The 15,962-nt window shown below is 38.3% G+C and carries 15 protein-coding genes and 1 riboswitch; of the genes, 3 read left to right on the plus strand and 12 right to left on the minus strand.

Translation table 11 applies throughout. The annotated features are described in order from the left end of the window. Window positions 1–19: 19 nt before the first annotated feature. The 5 genes from metF to LB465_RS00240 all read right to left on the minus strand — a co-directional run bounded on the left by metF (window position 20) and on the right by LB465_RS00240 (window position 6,500). Window positions 20–976, minus strand: coding sequence for a methylenetetrahydrofolate reductase [NAD(P)H] (gene metF / locus LB465_RS00220; RefSeq protein WP_224465816.1), 957 nt, complete (start codon window positions 974–976; stop codon window positions 20–22). Window positions 977–1,059: 83 nt separating this feature from the next. Further along, window positions 1,060–4,188: a vitamin B12 dependent-methionine synthase activation domain-containing protein gene (locus LB465_RS00225; RefSeq protein ID WP_394370910.1), complete on the minus strand. Its 3,129-nt coding sequence runs from the start codon at window positions 4,186–4,188 to the stop codon at window positions 1,060–1,062. Window positions 4,189–4,196: 8 nt separating this feature from the next. Then, complete coding sequence (locus tag LB465_RS00230) at window positions 4,197–5,213, minus strand: homocysteine S-methyltransferase family protein (protein WP_224465817.1); 1,017 nt, start codon at window positions 5,211–5,213, stop codon at window positions 4,197–4,199. Between the two features lie 52 nt (window positions 5,214–5,265). Then, window positions 5,266–5,374: riboswitch (SAM riboswitch) on the minus strand. 193 nt (window positions 5,375–5,567) lie between these two features. Then, window positions 5,568–6,074: a hypothetical protein gene (locus LB465_RS00235; RefSeq protein WP_224465818.1), complete on the minus strand. Its 507-nt coding sequence runs from the start codon at window positions 6,072–6,074 to the stop codon at window positions 5,568–5,570. Continuing rightward, a complete protein-coding gene (locus LB465_RS00240; protein ID WP_394370911.1) occupies window positions 6,075–6,500 on the minus strand; it encodes an OsmC family protein in 426 nt (141 codons plus the stop codon). Window positions 6,501–6,731: 231 nt separating this feature from the next. On the opposite strand from LB465_RS00240, the gene LB465_RS00245 reads away from it, so the two are divergent. The 3 genes from LB465_RS00245 to LB465_RS00255 all read left to right on the plus strand — a co-directional run bounded on the left by LB465_RS00245 (window position 6,732) and on the right by LB465_RS00255 (window position 9,468). Next, a complete protein-coding gene (locus tag LB465_RS00245) occupies window positions 6,732–8,453 on the plus strand; it encodes an RNA-directed DNA polymerase (RefSeq protein WP_224465820.1) in 1,722 nt (573 codons plus the stop codon). Window positions 8,454–8,695: 242 nt separating this feature from the next. Beyond that, window positions 8,696–9,052: a DUF6567 family protein gene (locus LB465_RS00250; RefSeq protein WP_224465821.1), complete on the plus strand. Its 357-nt coding sequence runs from the start codon at window positions 8,696–8,698 to the stop codon at window positions 9,050–9,052. 68 nt (window positions 9,053–9,120) lie between these two features. Further along, window positions 9,121–9,468 carry a PEGA domain-containing protein gene (locus tag LB465_RS00255; RefSeq protein WP_224465822.1) on the plus strand — a complete coding sequence of 116 codons (348 nt, stop codon included), beginning with the start codon at window positions 9,121–9,123 and terminating at the stop codon, window positions 9,466–9,468. A gap of 177 nt (window positions 9,469–9,645) precedes the next feature. Here LB465_RS00255 and LB465_RS00260 read toward each other — a convergent pair whose 3' ends face one another. The 7 genes from LB465_RS00260 to LB465_RS00290 all read right to left on the minus strand — a co-directional run bounded on the left by LB465_RS00260 (window position 9,646) and on the right by LB465_RS00290 (window position 15,934). After that, the gene (locus LB465_RS00260; protein ID WP_224465823.1) at window positions 9,646–10,710 is read right to left on the minus strand and encodes an NAD(P)/FAD-dependent oxidoreductase; all 1,065 of its coding nucleotides are present in this window, start codon (window positions 10,708–10,710) and stop codon (window positions 9,646–9,648) included. Further along, complete coding sequence (locus LB465_RS00265; RefSeq protein WP_224465825.1) at window positions 10,703–11,296, minus strand: precorrin-2 dehydrogenase/sirohydrochlorin ferrochelatase family protein; 594 nt, start codon at window positions 11,294–11,296, stop codon at window positions 10,703–10,705. The genes LB465_RS00260 and LB465_RS00265 overlap by 8 nt, the downstream gene beginning before the upstream one ends. A 3-nt stretch (window positions 11,297–11,299) precedes the next feature. Further along, window positions 11,300–12,082 (minus strand): uroporphyrinogen-III C-methyltransferase, encoded by a 783-nt coding sequence (gene cobA / locus LB465_RS00270; protein ID WP_224465826.1) that lies wholly within the window; start codon window positions 12,080–12,082, stop codon window positions 11,300–11,302. Next, the gene (locus LB465_RS00275) at window positions 12,075–14,168 is read right to left on the minus strand and encodes a HEPN domain-containing protein (RefSeq protein ID WP_224465827.1); all 2,094 of its coding nucleotides are present in this window, start codon (window positions 14,166–14,168) and stop codon (window positions 12,075–12,077) included. The genes cobA and LB465_RS00275 overlap by 8 nt, the downstream gene beginning before the upstream one ends. Before the next feature lie 178 nt (window positions 14,169–14,346). Beyond that, entirely contained in the window at window positions 14,347–14,976 is a 630-nt protein-coding gene (locus tag LB465_RS00280) for a phosphoadenosine phosphosulfate reductase domain-containing protein (RefSeq protein WP_224465829.1), read from the minus strand. A gap of 160 nt (window positions 14,977–15,136) precedes the next feature. Further along, window positions 15,137–15,388 carry a DUF2061 domain-containing protein gene (locus LB465_RS00285; RefSeq protein WP_224465830.1) on the minus strand — a complete coding sequence of 84 codons (252 nt, stop codon included), beginning with the start codon at window positions 15,386–15,388 and terminating at the stop codon, window positions 15,137–15,139. A 129-nt stretch (window positions 15,389–15,517) separates the two neighbouring features. After that, window positions 15,518–15,934, minus strand: coding sequence for an RrF2 family transcriptional regulator (locus LB465_RS00290; protein ID WP_224466191.1), 417 nt, complete (start codon window positions 15,932–15,934; stop codon window positions 15,518–15,520). Between the last annotated feature and the right edge of the window lie 28 nt (window positions 15,935–15,962).

Genomic DNA, 15,962 nt, shown 5'->3' on the forward strand with positions numbered 1-15,962 from the left:
GCAAATGTAGCCTAATATTTTAAAAAACCGCCTCCGCAATTTTCTGAACATTAGTACTTTTTCCCATTGAATAATAATGCAAAACTGGAACTCCGGCTTCTTTCAGTTCTTTAGATTGCGCTATAGCCCATTCAATACCTACTTTTCTTACTTCCTTATTATTATCACAGGCTTCTACACTTTTTATTAGTTCCTCGGGTAAATCTATACTGAAAACCTGCGGTAATAATTGCAAATGTTTTTTAACTGCTATGGGTTTTATACCCGGAATTATAGGCACAGTAATCCCTGCTTCCCTTGCCTGGGCCACAAAATCAAAATAGGCCTGGTTATTAAAAAACATTTGGGTAACTACATAATCTGCACCGGCATCAATTTTTTCCTTAAGCCTTTTTAGGTCGGTTTGCAGAGAAGGTGATTCCAGGTGTTTTTCGGGATAACCGGCCACACCAATACAAAAATCGGCGTTATTATCAGATTCAATAACTTCGTTTAGGTATTTTCCTTCTCCCAAATCTTTAATTTGTGTTACCAGCTCACTGGCAAAACAGTTTCCACCATTTGTAGGTTCAAAATAGCGCTGGTGTTTCATCGCATCCCCACGCAAGGCCATTACATTTTCAATTCCCAGGTAATGACAGTCTACCAGTAAATACTCGGTTTCCTCCCTGGTAAAACCGCCACAAAGGACGTGCGGAATAGTGTCTACATTATATTTTTGCTTTATTGCGGCACAAATACCAACCGTTCCGGGTCGCATACGGGTAATTTTTCTTTCCAGTAAACCGTCCTCCTTTTTAATATATATGTGTTCTTCCCGCGAGGTAGTCACATCTATAAACGGCGGATTAAATTCCATTAACGGATCTATATTATTATAAAGATCCTGAATATTTCTTCCCTTTTGTGGCGGAACAATTTCAAAAGAAAACAAGGTTTCTCCTTTTGCCCGGTTTATATGTTCTGTTACTTTCATTTAATTTTTATTGTAAACTATCGATTGTAAATTGTAATTTCCTGCTTCATTTTTACAATCTACCTTATACTATTTATTGCGTTTTAATCTGCGATATTCGGGTTTAGCCATTTTTCGGCTTTTTTCAACGGAATTCCTTTTCTTTCGGCAAAGTCCCTCACCTGGTCGTCTTTAATTTTTCCAAGGCCGAAATAACGTGCTTCAGGATTGGCGAAATAATAACCGCTCACACTGGCTGCCGGCCACATCGCCAAACTTTCGGTAAGTTCAACGCCTATGCGCTCTTTTACCTTTAAAACTTCCCAAATACTTAGTTTCTCTAAATGATCGGGACAGGCCGGGTAACCCGGTGCCGGCCGAATTCCCTTATAAGTTTCTTTTATTAATTCTTCGTTGCTTAAATTTTCTTCTGGAGCATATCCCCAGTCTTCCCGCCTTATTTTCTTATGTAAATATTCGGCAAAAGCTTCCGCGAGACGATCGGCCAGGGCTTTTATCATAATCGAATTATAATCGTCAAAATCTTCCTCAAATTTTGCGGCCAGTTCTGCAGTTCCAAAACCTGTTGTCACACAAAAACACCCGATATAATCCTGAATTCCCGTTTCTTTTGGCGCAATAAAATCGGAAAGTGCAAAGTTTGGTTTTCCTCCGTGTTTTTTTAATTGCTGCCGAAGCGTTCTGAAAAGAATCGTTTTTTCTTCGGAATCTTCTTCATAAGCAACTTCAATATCATCATCATTAACCGTATTCGCCGGAAACAACCCATAAACCGCTTTTGCTTTTAGTAATTTCTCGTCAAGGATTCTTTTCAGCAAAACTTTTGCATCGGCAAATAAAGAAGTTGCCTGTTCGCCTACCACTTTATCCTCTAAAATATCGGGATATCTTCCGTGTAAATCCCAGCTTCTAAAAAACGGGCTCCAGTCTATAAAAGGCTCAAGTTCTTTTAAATCGAAATCATCAATCTGCTGAATTCCCGGCTTATTTGGCTTAGTGATTTGAGTAGTTTCCCACTTAATCGAATACTTGTTTTTTCTTGCTTCTTCTATAGGTAAAAAGGATTTCACCTTACTCCTTTTCTTAAAATTAATCCTGAATTTATCATATTCAGCTTTAAGATCACTCATATATTTTATGCGCGTATCTTCCCGCAATAAATCACCAATTACAGTAACTGCACGGGAAGCATCGTTTACGTGGGCAACCGCATTTTTGTACTGCGGATCTATTTTTACCGCCGTGTGCGCTTTTGAAGTTGTAGCGCCGCCAATTAGCAAAGGCACATCAAAATTCTGCCGTTCCATCTCTTTGGCCAGGAAAACCATCTCGTCTAAAGAAGGTGTAATTAAGCCACTTAACCCGATAGCATCAACGCCTTCTGCTTTAGCAGTTGCGATAATTTTTTCTGAAGGCACCATAACGCCCAGGTCTATAATTTCATAATTATTGCAGCTCAATACCACACTTACGATATTCTTTCCTATATCATGAACATCTCCCTTTACGGTGGCCATTAAAACTTTTCCTGCCCCTCCCGCACTCGAGGGAGGAGCCTTTTTAAGCATTCTGGAGATTTTATTTAAAACGCTGTCCAGGTCAGAACGTATATCATCGCCCTTAAACCTAATAATTCGGAACTCGTGCTCTTTAAGCCAGGCCGTTCTTTCTTCGTTATTCGTTTTATCTTCGGGCAATTGATGGATCAAACCATCAATTGCTACCACAAGCTTTTCTTTAAGGCACACAAAATCGGCGATATAACTTCCTATTATATGTTGTTTCTTAAACTCATAATCCTGTAAGTCCCCACTACCTAAAGCATCCCCCAAAATGGTCTCAGCTTCACTAATATTATTATAACGTTGTTTTTCGGCAAATTCCTTCATGGAGGCAAAGAGTTCAGGCTCTTCCTTTTGCCAATACTCTTCCCCTTTTGGAGGTTGGGGAGCTTTTTTTGCTGCTTCAATATAAGGTAACAAGTATGCTACCGCTTTCTTCATTACCCGCGCGGATTTAACTACCTGGGGAAGGAACATCTTTCCGCTACCAAAAAGATCACCCACAACATTCATCCCTATCATTAAATGGCCTTCTATAACTTCAATAGGTTCCTCGGCTTCCTGGCGGGCCTGCTCTATATCTTCTATAATATAAGCGTCTATTCCCTTTACAAGCGCGTGGGTAACCCTGTCCTGCAAAGGTTTTTCCCTCCAGGAAAGATCTACTTTGCTCTCTTTTTTAGAACCTACCACTGTTTCGGCAAAGTCAAGTAGGCGCTCGGTGGCATCTTCTCTCCTGTCAAGGATTACGTCTTCAACGTGCTCCAAAAGATCTTTCGGGATATTATCATAAACTTCAAGCAGCGCGGGATTTACTATCCCGATATTCATTCCGGCCTTGATCGCATAATATAAAAACACCGAATGCATCGCTTCCCGAACCGGATTATTTCCGCGGAAGGAAAACGAAACATTACTTACCCCACCGCTAATACTACAATGTGGAAGGTTTTCTCTTACCCAACGCGTGGCTTCAATAAAATCTATGGCATTGCGTTTATGCTCGTCCATTCCGGTTCCTACCGGGAAAATATTCAGGTCAAATATGATGTCCTCAGGTGGGAAGTTTACTTTATTGACAAGGATGTCATAAGAACGCTTCGCTATTTCAATTCGGCGGTCATAATTATCGGCCTGTCCCACTTCATCAAAAGCCATAACAATTACTGCAGCCCCGTAGCGTTTTATTTTCTTAGCGTGATCTATAAATTCTGCTTCGCCTTCTTTCAGGCTTATAGAATTCACCACGCATTTTCCCTGCACCACCTGCAAACCGGCTTCAATAATCTCCCATTTTGAACTGTCTATCATAATAGGCACCCGGGAAATATCGGGTTCGGCTACAATGAGATTTAGGAACTTGACCATCGCCTCTTTACCTTCAATAAGGCCATCGTCCATATTGATGTCGATGATCTGTGCACCACCGTCTACCTGGTCCCTGGCGACTTCCAGGGCTTCTTCAAAATTCTCCTCTTTAATTAAGCGCAGGAATTTTTTAGAACCAGCCACATTGGTTCTTTCCCCAACATTTACAAAATTACTGTCGGGGGTGATTATTAAAGGTTCAAGGCCCGATAATTTTAAAGGTCTCACCTCTCGCTGTTCTCTTTCCGAAGAAATTTCTTCCTGTTTATTTTCTTTTTTCACTGTTTCTATCATAAAGCGGTGGAAAATTCAGGTTTCTCTATTTTTCGCGGATTATAATCTTTGGCAATTTGTGCAATAGCTTTAATATGCTCGGGGGTGGTACCGCAGCAACCTCCCAAGATATTTACCAGTCCTTTTTCTAAATATTCCCTGATCTGTCTTGCCATTTCTTCAGCATCCTGGTCGTATTCTCCAAAGGCATTTGGTAAACCCGCATTCGGATAAGCCGAAACTCCACAATTCGCAAAACGATTTAAAACCTCGAGATGAGGTGTTAATTGTTCAGCGCCCAGAGCGCAGTTAAATCCCACACTCAGCAACGGAATATGCGATACTGAAATAAGAAAAGCTTCAGCAGTTTGCCCCGATAAGGTTCGCCCGGAAGCATCGGTAATGGTTCCGCTTACCATTATTGGAATAGCTATTTGCAATTCTTCCTTAAGTTCCTCCAAAGCAAAAAGCGCGGCTTTAGCGTTTAAAGTATCAAAAACAGTTTCTACCAGCAGAATATCCACTCCGCCTTTTATTAGCGCCCTGGCTTGTTGTTTATAAGCCACACGCAATTGATCAAAAGAAATTGCCCTGAAACCGGGATCGTTTACATCCGGGCTCATACTGGCGGTTTTGTTGGTTGGACCAATAGCGCCAGCTACAAAACGCGGTTTTTCAGGATTTTCTTCAGTCATTTTCACGGCGACTTCCTTGGCAATCCTGGCCGACTCATAATTGAGTTCGTCTACCAGTTCTTCCATTTTATAATCGGCCATAGCTATGGTGGTTGCAGAAAAAGTGTTGGTTTCCACAATATCGGCGCCGGCTTCAAAATATTTGCGGTGTATTGTTGCTATTGCCTCGGGCTGGGTAATAGATAACAGGTCGTTATTTCCCTGTACGGAAACCGGCCAATCTGCAAAACGTTTTCCACGGAAGTCCTCTTCAGAAAATTTGTATTCCTGAAGCATCGTGCCCATGGCACCGTCTAAAATGAGTATATTTTTTTGAAGTTGTTCTTCTAATTTCGACATATAATTTTATCTAAAATCACTATCAAAAAAAGAAGCGGGAAAGAATTCTTTCTTGTTATCTATCTGCGCCAAAAGCGAAGTAGAATGTAGCACCTTCTCCCATTACAGGAGGGTTGCCAAGGTTTCAACGGGTCTATTCCCTCAACCTTTCTTGATAACGATGTTATAAACAATGAACTTGAACCAGCAAATATACGGCACAGCCTTTTAAATGCAAGGCCCGGGAGTAATTTTTATGAATTATGTATTTAATAGGATTTCCAGAATTATATTTTCAGAAAAATAGAAAAAACAATACTTAAAAATTAAAGAATGCTCCTAAAGCAGGCTTTAATTTCCATATTTTCTATAGTATTAAAACGCAGAATTACCGAATTTCTTTATTTCAAGTGCATCAGCAGCATTTAATTCATTTAGAAAAATTTTCAGCTCTTCTTTCTTTTGTTTATTCTGAAGAATGATCTCATAATTATATTTCTCACCCGAAAGCGTAGTAAAATAAATATGATTTTTGTTTCCGTATAAAGTATACTTCCAGAAACTGGCGTAACCTCCATATTTAAAGCCAATTTCTCGTAAATCGGAAATTAAAAATTCCTTTTTGGAATTGGCTAAATCTATTTTCACCCTGGTTTCATCTATTTCAATATTACCGCGATATTTCGGCTTAACAAAAGACTGACTTAAAGCACCAAACATTCCCAGCATAAAAGCAATACTACCGGTAACTCTAAGCCAATTTTCTTCTACCTCAAAAATCGATGTGAGCGCACTACCTCCAAGAAGGAGAATAATAAAAACAATCCTTAAAAACACCGAAGGCTTCCAGGTACTAACTATCCTGGTTTCAAAAGATTTCATCTAGTTAATAAGCTCGCCATTTAAAGTGATCGCATAATTGATCTCGGCTGCCTTTTCCAGCATTTTAGAAACCGAACAATATTTCTCCATAGATAGATCTACCGCGCGTTTTGCTTTTGCTGCCGGTACCTCACCTTTTAAAAGAAAATTAAGCTGAATTTTCTTAAAAACATTGGGTACCGCACCATCTTCCCTAAAACCTTCAACCTCAACCTGAAGATCCTCCAGTTCCAGGTGTTGCTTTTTAAGAATCATTACAATATCAATGCTGCTGCAACCGGCAATGGCACGTAATAAAAGATCCATTGGGCTGGCACCCTTTGGCTCGGCATCGGTTTTATTGTCTAAATGAACAATGTCTCCACGCTCGTTTACGGTTTCAAAATGATAATCTTTATTGAGTCTTTTAAGGTTGATCTTCATCATAATCTTGTTTTAAACAAATTTAGGGAAAGCTTAATAAAAAACCTATAGTTCTAAAGCTTATGCCGGGTTTAGGGTTTTCCGTAAACGATATTAACGAATTTTTGATAGATTTACAGGAAGCTTAGAATAAAAATGCTTTTATCCTGAATACGAACTTTGCTATCGTTTGGAAAGCTGGGGATATAATGAGTTGTATAAAATTTTAATATAAAAATCTAGGAAATAAACCCAATGAACCTAAAACGCTTAATCGAAAGAGGATATTTTCCAAAAGAACTACCTCCACCTTTCCATTCCGGAATTTTTGCAGAAAAATTTAGATACGTAAATACTAAATGGAGTAAAATTATCAATGAAGAAAAACTAAAGCAACACGGAGAAAGTAGAAGTGCAGCTAGAAGAAGATTTAATGATTCTTATGGTAAATATAACAGCTCTCAACTTGCAATATATGGTTTGGCGAAAGGAATATATTCAAGAAGAAAACTCGGAATACCAAATCCTAAACAATTTTCGGATTTATCTGAAGCTATCATAGATAATTGGAAACTTTTAAGAAGCACCTATAAGCTCAGTAACTATTCAGAAAGTACCCCTGTTGAAATTCGTGCACGTAGAGCCGTAAGGACAAAAAGTATTTCATGGGATAACTTTAAATTTCAATTAATTGAAAAATCTTTTGATAAACGAGTAGAATTGAGATTAGATATCGCACAATTTTATCCAGCAATTTATACTCATTCAATCCCATGGGCTATTTTAGGTAAAACCAAAGCCAAGAGACTATTCAATATTGCTAGCACAAATCAGACTAGATGGGAAAGTCTTTTAAGAACAAATCCTGATGCAAAAGCTTATCGATCAGCCGACTTTATTGATACTTTAGTAAGAAATTGTAATGATCGCCAAAGTGTAGGATTATGTATAGGCCCAGATACTTCTCATATTTTAGCAGAAGTAATTGGTAATAGAATTGATTTTGAAATTGATAAGAGGTTAAAAAATATAACACATTCAGGAACCAGATATTATGATGATTATTACATCTATTTCAATAGCGTTAGCGACGCGGAGAATGCTTTAAAAATAATTCAACAAGTTCTTTATGAGTTTCAGTTAGAAACAAATGAAAATAAAGTAAGTATAAAGGAATTACCTTTTCAATATATTGAGGTCTGGTCAGAGGATTTTGACAAATTTCAATTTGTTAATGTAGATAAATTTGAATTAAGAAATTATTTTTCAATTCTTCATAATTCTATTCAATCGAACAAAAAAAACTCCTCATGGGTAATAAAATACGCCTTAAAAACCTTTAAGACTGGTACAACAGTCGTTGAATTAGAAAATTGGGATACTTTTCTTTCTTTTCTTTTACAAACATTAATTATCGACTCTAGTACAATTGATCTGATCTTTGAGATCATATTTATTTATGAAGAGTATTTAGATAGTCAATCAAAAAAGAAAATTAAAAATGTATTAGCTGATATAATAAAAGATCACTTGGTCCTTAACCATTCTTATGAAGTTTCTTGGGCTTTATGGATTTTTATCACTTTTCATATTAAAGCTCCAAAGAATTTAATTGAGGCAGTATTTGATAGCAAAGACTCAATTTCGAAAATTCTATGTCTTCATCTAATAAAAGAAGGACTATATGAAGGGCGAAAACCTAGTTTAAAACAGGTAGAATCCTTAATTAAAAATTCAAGCACCTTCGGGGAGAATTGGCTTTTAATATATGAAACCATAGCGAAGGAATGGATTTCATTTACCGATAAAAACTCAATCCTAAATAATGAGTTTTTTGAAATAATGTTAGAGTATGGTATTTCATTTTATGACTACGAAAAACAGATTCGTCCAAAAGTAAAAATGGAATATGATTTCTTTGAAGGTTATAGAATGGTAGAAGTTGAATATGATATCGAGGAAGATGGTTGGTATTAAAACTTCAAACAACAACGGCTCATCGCAATTAACTGTTATTTCCGAAAAAGTGTAATTTTAGAAACCAGTTAAAAATGATTAAGCCGACAAGTCCGTATCCTTACTTCAACTTTCGATAACCGCAACTTTGGTTAACATTTTTTTCAAAATCCTGCTGTCATTACGGAAAACCGTAAGGTTAATCAATAAAATCTCTTTTAATTTGATTTTACTAAAAAGTATTAATCAATTAATTAAATCTTATGAAAAAATTATTACTTCGTATTTCCTTTATTTTGTGTATTACAGTTTTATTTTCAAGTTGCGCTGCAGGCCTTACCGGGTATATGAACAATTCAGCTGCATTGAGCTCAAATAACTACACCTATGTAAAGAAAGATCTCCAGGGAATGTCTCAAGCAACATATGTTCTTGGAATTGGAGGTATGAATAGAGAAGCCATTGTAGATGAAGCAAAACAAAAAATGCTCGAAAACTACACACTAGAGGATGGGCAGACGTTAGCGAATACAACAGTAAACTTTAAATATTCAAATTTCTTGGGTATAGTTGCTACTACAAAATGCTTTGTTACAGCAGATATTGTAGAATTTAAATAAATTACAATTTAGTTTATAAAACGGATTGAACTAAATAGTTTGATCCGTTTTTTTTTAACTTATCGAAAATGAAATTAAGAAACCTATATACTTTTACACTAGCCTCCATTTTATTATTTTCAAGTTGCGCTAGCTCAACAATAATTGATTCTTCTCCCTCAAATGCCAAGATTTACGTTAATGGGGAGAATGTTGGAACTACTCCTTACAAACATAGAGACACAAAAATTGTAGGTAGTACAAATCAAGTAAGAATTGAAAAGGAAGGTTATAAAACATATAATACCACATTTTCAAAGAATGAAGAAATAGCAGTTGGTCCGTTAATAGGAGGTCTTTTTGTATTAGTTCCCTATTTATGGATAATGAAATATAAAAAAGCAAGAGTTTTTGATCTAACTCCCAGAAGTGATTAGAGATAAAATTATTTAGTTAAAAAAAACTCCTCCTTTTGTGAAGAAAAGCTAGCATTCAGAAAAAAGTTCAACCACCCCGGCCTATCGGCCACCCCTCCTTAAAAAGGAGGGGTGCTTAATAAGCTTTAAAACTTTGGTATTTTATTCTAATTAATTCCCCTCGGAGATAAATGACAATTAAACGCCAATACTCTGTACCACTTCTTTTTTGGCTTCTTTTTTACTACCATCAAATCCGTTTACACCACCAACGGTAGTATATTTAAGCACATATTTTTTATCAGGAAAAATTCGCTGATAGGCACTTTGACACATAATAGCCGCTTCGTGAAAACCGGAAAGGATCAATTTCAACTTTCCTTTGTAGGTATTTACATCGCCAATGGCATAAACCCCGGGAATGTTGGTTTGATAATCGTAAGAATTATCAACTTTAATCGCGTTTTTTTCTATTTCCAGTCCCCAGCTTCCAATTGGTCCCAGTTTAGGCGACAATCCGAAAAGCGGGATAAATTCATCTACATCTTTAAATTCCTCTCCGCGGGCTTCATCTTTATGTCGAATCACCACCTGCTCCAATTGATCTTCACCTCTCAGGCCAACCACCTCGGCATTGGTGATCATCTCGATCTTACCGAGTTTTGCCAATTCTGAAACTCTTTCCACAGAATCTAATGCCCCACGGAATTCAGCCCTACGGTGTACCAGGGCAACTTCAGCAGCAACATCGGCCAGGTAAATGGCCCAGTCTAAAGCTGAATCGCCACCCCCGGCAATCACCACTTTTTTATCACGGTAAACTTCCGGATCTTTAATAAAATAAGAAACGCCCTTATCTTCAAAATCTGTAATATTAGCAATTGGGGGTTTTCTGGGTTCAAAAGAACCCAATCCGCCGGCAATTGCTACCACCGGTGCGTGGTGTTTTGTTCCTTTATTGGTGGTCACTATAAAAGTACCATCGTCCAGTTTTTCCAAAGTTTCGGCGCGTTCGCCCAAAGTGAAGCCTGGTTCAAAAGGTTTTATTTGCTCCATGAGGTTTCCAACCAAATCTCCCGCTAAAATCTCTGGAAATGCCGGAATATCATAAATGGGTTTTTTAGGATATATCTCAGAACATTGCCCGCCGGGTTGCGGCAGCGCGTCTATTAAATGGGTTTTTAACTTTAGTAATCCCGCTTCAAAAACGGTAAACAAACCGGTTGGGCCGGCCCCAATTATCAGGATATCTGTCTTAATCATCACTCTTGTTTTTAACTTTTAAAGATTCGGTTATAGAATTCATTTGCTCTACTTTGGCTTCAAAATCGCCCTTTATAGTGCTTCGGTATTCATTCAGGTTTTCTACCATTTGGTTCACGTCTTCAGGAATTACTTCCTCAAAAAACTGGCGTAAACGCTTTGCCGCTGTAGGCGATTTCCCGTTCGTGGAAATCGCTATTTTCACGTGACCTTTGTTTACAATTCCACCCATATAGAAATCACAGAGTTCCGGGGTATCGGCTATGTTGGCCAGTAAATACCGCTTTTTGGCATGTTTGTACACCCGTTTGTTCAATTTCGCATCGTTGGTCGCCGCGACTACAAAATGACGGTTTTTTAGGTATTTTCTTCTATACCTGCCTTTGGTTAATTTGGCCCCGTGTTTTTTTGCCAGTTCTTCTGTTTCAGGCAAAAACCATTTCGCCACAATTTCTACATTGGCATTCGGACTAGATTTAAACAGGAAATGCAATTTTTCGTGTCCCACCTGTCCGCCTCCAACGACCAGGATATTTAGCTTATTGACCTTTAAAAAGACCGGGTATAATTCGTTTCTTTCTTCCATAGCCTAGTCTAAAATTGGGGAATTTCGAAATTCGTATTCCTTGACATTTTTAAACACCGCTTTAAGCTGTCCGCTTTCGCGAACTACTTCCCCGATTACGATAATGGCAGGAGCGGTTAATTGTTTTTCAGCAACTACTTTTTCAATACTTTTAATGGTTCCAAAGCCCGATTGCTCATTAGCTGTAGTTCCATTTTGAATAATCCCTACCGGAATATTTTCTTTTCCGTAGTGGCTAAAAATTTCTACAATTTCAGCGAGTTTCGCCATTCCCATTAAAATCACCACTGTTGCGGTAGATTGTGCTGCCAGGCGAACATCTTCAGAAAGTTTCTTTTGCGTAGTTGTCCCGGTAATCACCCAAAAACTTTCAGAAGTTCCCCGTTGAGTTAGCGGAATCCCAACATTTGCCGGAACTGCTATTGAGGAAGTAATTCCTGAAACCACAGCCGTTTCCAAACCTTTGCTTTTGGCATAATTAATCTCTTCAGATCCCCTTCCGAAGATAAATGGATCGCCACCTTTTAATCGTACCACGTGGCCTCTTTCCAGGGCATATTTGACGATAAGCTCGTTAATTTCATCCTGCGAATAGCGGTGCTTATCTTTTCGTTTTCCTACAAAAATATGCTCGGCTTGCGGTGCATATTCTAAAAGATCACGGTTGATTAGCGCATCAAAGAGCACTACTTTCGCGTCTTTTAAAGTATTTAAAGCCTTTATGGTGATTAGTTCCGGATCTCCCGGCCCGGCGCCAACCACGCTTAATTTTGGTGAATTATACATTTTGCACCTCCTTCGTTCTAAATGCATCTACTCTTTTTAAGAATAAATGCGCGTCTTCTAAATATTTATTGGCAAAAGCTTCAGTCGGCTCGTGCTCATTCATTTGGTAAACGAATTCTTTAAAAGAAGTCGATAACTCAATTTTTTTGGTATCTACAAACAACTCGTCAAACTGAGAAATAATCCCAGCCTGGGTGTTGGTCTTTACATCCTCAGCAAGCAATAATGCCTTAGCAGAATTCACGATTGATGTATAGGAATGATAAATACTATCTGCCCAGGCTTTTCTTTCTAAAGCGCTTTTTGCATTGTCGATCTTTTCTTCACTTTCAAATAAAAGTGTAGCGATAAGGTCTATTACCACTCCGGCACATTCACCCACACCAACTGCTTTTATATAAGGTTCTTCGTGGCCCCAGTCTACAAATTCGTTCGCTGTTAGGTTTGAAGTATCGGCCAGTTCTTTTAATAGATCGTAGAAATAAGTTTTTCCCTGGCGATCGTAATATGCTGCAAATTTTTCTTCAGTATTCGCATTTGCTTCAAAATCGTTTAGCAAAAAGCGTAAAGCTTCTGGCCCACGTTTACTAGGCACTTTTACCACTTTATCGGCAAATCGGCCCTGGCCATCTCCAAGGGTTCCGCCGCCCAATAATACCTGAAGTGCCGGTGCCACAGTTTTGCCAACTTTAACCGACATTCCCTGGAAACCGATCTCGGCCATATTATGCTGCCCACAGGCGTTCATACAACCACTTATTTTTATAGTAATATCTTTCCCGTTTATAAATTGCGGATATTCTTCTTTTAAAACATCTTCCAGCACATCGGCAATCCCGGTACTACTGGCAATCCCCAGGTTACAGGTATCCGTTCCCGGGCAGGCGGTGATGTCTACTGTTTTATCATAACCGTTTTCAGCATAATCCAGCTTTTTTAATTCTGAATAGAAAAATGGTAAAAATTCTTCCCGCACGTGGCGAATTAAAATATCCTGTCTTAAACTCAGCCTGATCTCATTCCCGGCGTATTTTTTAACTAAATCTGCCAGTTTCCTGGCGCCACCGGTATAAAAATCTCCTAGCGGAACACGAATTCCAACCGCAAATAAGCCTTCCTGTTTCTGCGGAAGTACATTAGTACTTTTCCAGGTTTCAAAATCTTTCTGGTCCTCTATTGTTACTGCAGGAACCTCAACCTCCTGAAGTGACGGTGCAGTTTCAAATTTTTCAACTTCAAATTTCGGATGGTTTTTTGAAAGCGCCGTATTTTGTTCGGCTACGAGTTCCATAAAAGCCTCTTTTCCTATATCTTTTACAAGAAATTTCATCCTTGCTTTTAAGCGTTTTGCACGTTCGCCGTAACGATCAAAAACTCTTAGAACACCTTCTATCAGCGGTAGCAATTCTTCGGCAGGAAGAAAATCATAAAGTTCATCGGCGTGTCTTGGCTGAGAACCGAGTCCGCCGCCAAGCATCACTTTGAAGCCGCGTTTTCCGTCTTTCAATTTTGCGATAAAACCAAGATCGTGAATGTAACTCAGCGCAGTATCCTCATCTGAAGAAGAGAAAGAAATTTTAAATTTCCTTCCCATTTCCTGGCAAATCGGGTTCCGGAGGAAAAACTGAAAAGTTCCGTGCGCATAGGGCGAAACATCAAAAGGTTCGTTTACATCAATTCCCGCAGTTGGCGAAGCGGTTACGTTTCTTACCGTATTTCCGCAAGCCTCACGCAAAGTAATATCATCTTTTTCCAGCTGTGCCCAAAGTTCCGGCGTTCTGTCTAAACTCACGTGGTGAATCTGGATATCCTGGCGCGTAGTGATATGCAAACGCCCTTTGGAATATTCATCTGAAACATCGGCTATTCTGTGCAGTTGTTCTGAAGTTACTTTTCCAAATGGCAGTTTTATTCGAACCATTTGTACTCCCGCCTGTCGTTGCCCGTAAACTCCACGTGCTAAACGCAGGCTTCGGAATTTCTCTTCATCTGCTTTTCCCTCACGAAACAACCTGATTTTCTTTTCTAAATCAAGGATGTCTTGCTCTACAATTGGGTTCTCTATTTCGGTTCTAAAACTTTGCATTATGGATAATTTTTAAGTTGAAACCTGAACAACAGGTATTTAATAAAAAAGTCCTTTTTGAATTTCATTTAAAAGGACCTTTTATAATTTTTATAAAAAGCTTCTTTTAAGTGCAGAGAATACACATTAGTGAACGGTACATCACAGTATATTTTTGCTCTTTTTTCATTTGAATTTATTAAGCGTGAAGGCCACATTCACGGTTTTCCAAAACTTTAGTGGGATCAAAATATTTAAACTCATTGGGCAATTCGTGTTGCTCTAAATAAGCATCCAGTTTTTCGTCACTCCAATGGTAAAACGGACTTACTTTTAAAATTCCGTCTTTGCTATAGCTTAAAATATCTATACTATCCCTAAAACTAGTCTGGCCTTTTCGAAGATTCGTAAACCAAACATCAGGATTTTGCTGGCGCATAGCCCGCAGAAAAGGCTCCAGTTTTACCTGTTTGGTAAACTCTTCGTGCTGCGGATTATTAATATCCGGGATTCCGCCAAAAAGCGCATCACGATAGGCCGCTGTTTGCTTTGGTGTGTAAAGTTTTACATTAAGCGATAACTGGTCTATCACCTGTTTCGCGTGCTTGTAAGTTTGCGGCGTATTGTAACCGGTATCGCACCAAATTACTTTTATTACCGGGTCAATCTCTGAAACCGCGTGTAAAATTGCAGCTTCATAAGGTCTAAAATTAGTGGTAATCACCGGCCTGGCCGAGTTTGATATTACCCATTGCACAATCTCTGCCGGCGTAATTCCTTTAAACTGCTGGTTGAGGATCTTTAATTCTTTTTCGCTGTACCGTTTCATCTTTTACAAATTTTCTGGCCCTTTTCCGAACCTAACTATACTTTATATACTTTCTGAAATATATTTTTACTCGATAATCGAGATTTAAATGCTCCTATGCTTGCCTCGAAAACTAAACAATGTTCTTCATCAATGCCTCGTGAGTTTAATCCGAGGTAGTTTACTCTTTCCCAAAACTGATCATATTCCAAAGCCGCTCGTGGCCAAAATATAAGATCATCTTAGTTACTAATTCTACGGACCCAATTGCAAGTGCGGTTTCGATCTCCCCTGTAAGAACCCAGGAAATAACTATCGTATCTATGGTTCCTACAATTCTCCAACTCACCGTTTTTAAAATACTGCGCAAGGGCTTTTCTGAAGTCCTGTCTTTTTTATAAGTGGTTTTAGATTTTACCTGATCCAGTATCATACTACTTTTTCTTTAAATTCTATTAACCTATCGGATTAGTAGGTTATAAAACAAAAGTAACTTTGTTTTTTTATCAGACCAATTATTAAAGGCCTAAATTTCAGTATTTAACATTTAATTTTTGAATTCTTATTTTTTCGCAGAAATATCAGCTAAAGTATTATCACCCAGCACTTTTAATGTACTATCTCTAACCTGAATCATCAAACTATGAACAGAACAGGCTTCTTCACTGGGGCAATCGTCACACTTTTCGTAATAATTTAGGCTTACACAAGGTACCATCGCAATAGGACCTTCCAACACCCGAATTACTGAAGTCATTAGGATATCTTCCGGTTCTTTAATTAAATAATAGCCACCGCCTTTACCTTTTTTAGACCCTAAAAATCCCGATTTTCGCAATTCCAGAAGTATGCTTTCAAGGAATTTTTGCGAGATATTTTCACTTTTTGAAATTTCAGAAGTTTGCACCGGTTTTTTATCACCTCTTTTTGCGATAAACGCCAGGGCTTTAATACCGTATTTGGTCTTTTTTGAAAGCATATTGCGAATATACTTAAAGTTTGACTTT

The organism is Salegentibacter lacus (assembly GCF_020164555.1).
Lineage (GTDB): Bacteria > Bacteroidota > Bacteroidia > Flavobacteriales > Flavobacteriaceae > Salegentibacter > Salegentibacter lacus.

Coding starts and splice junctions, on each gene's coding strand:
- metF (WP_224465816.1), bottom strand. CDS start 976: ATGAAAGTAACAGAACATATAAACCGGGCAAAAGGAGAAACCTTGTTT.
- cobA (WP_224465826.1), bottom strand. CDS start 12,082: ATGTATAATTCACCAAAATTAAGCGTGGTTGGCGCCGGGCCGGGAGAT.
- LB465_RS00280 (WP_224465829.1), bottom strand. CDS start 14,976: ATGAAACGGTACAGCGAAAAAGAATTAAAGATCCTCAACCAGCAGTTT.
- LB465_RS00230 (WP_224465817.1), bottom strand. CDS start 5,213: ATGTCGAAATTAGAAGAACAACTTCAAAAAAATATACTCATTTTAGAC.
- LB465_RS00245 (WP_224465820.1), top strand. CDS start 6,732: ATGAACCTAAAACGCTTAATCGAAAGAGGATATTTTCCAAAAGAACTA.
- LB465_RS00255 (WP_224465822.1), top strand. CDS start 9,121: ATGAAATTAAGAAACCTATATACTTTTACACTAGCCTCCATTTTATTA.
- LB465_RS00285 (WP_224465830.1), bottom strand. CDS start 15,388: ATGATACTGGATCAGGTAAAATCTAAAACCACTTATAAAAAAGACAGG.
- LB465_RS00250 (WP_224465821.1), top strand. CDS start 8,696: ATGAAAAAATTATTACTTCGTATTTCCTTTATTTTGTGTATTACAGTT.
- LB465_RS00290 (WP_224466191.1), bottom strand. CDS start 15,934: ATGCTTTCAAAAAAGACCAAATACGGTATTAAAGCCCTGGCGTTTATC.
- LB465_RS00240 (WP_394370911.1), bottom strand. CDS start 6,500: ATGATGAAGATCAACCTTAAAAGACTCAATAAAGATTATCATTTTGAA.
- LB465_RS00275 (WP_224465827.1), bottom strand. CDS start 14,168: ATGCAAAGTTTTAGAACCGAAATAGAGAACCCAATTGTAGAGCAAGAC.
- LB465_RS00265 (WP_224465825.1), bottom strand. CDS start 11,296: ATGGAAGAAAGAAACGAATTATACCCGGTCTTTTTAAAGGTCAATAAG.
- LB465_RS00260 (WP_224465823.1), bottom strand. CDS start 10,710: ATGATTAAGACAGATATCCTGATAATTGGGGCCGGCCCAACCGGTTTG.
- LB465_RS00235 (WP_224465818.1), bottom strand. CDS start 6,074: ATGAAATCTTTTGAAACCAGGATAGTTAGTACCTGGAAGCCTTCGGTG.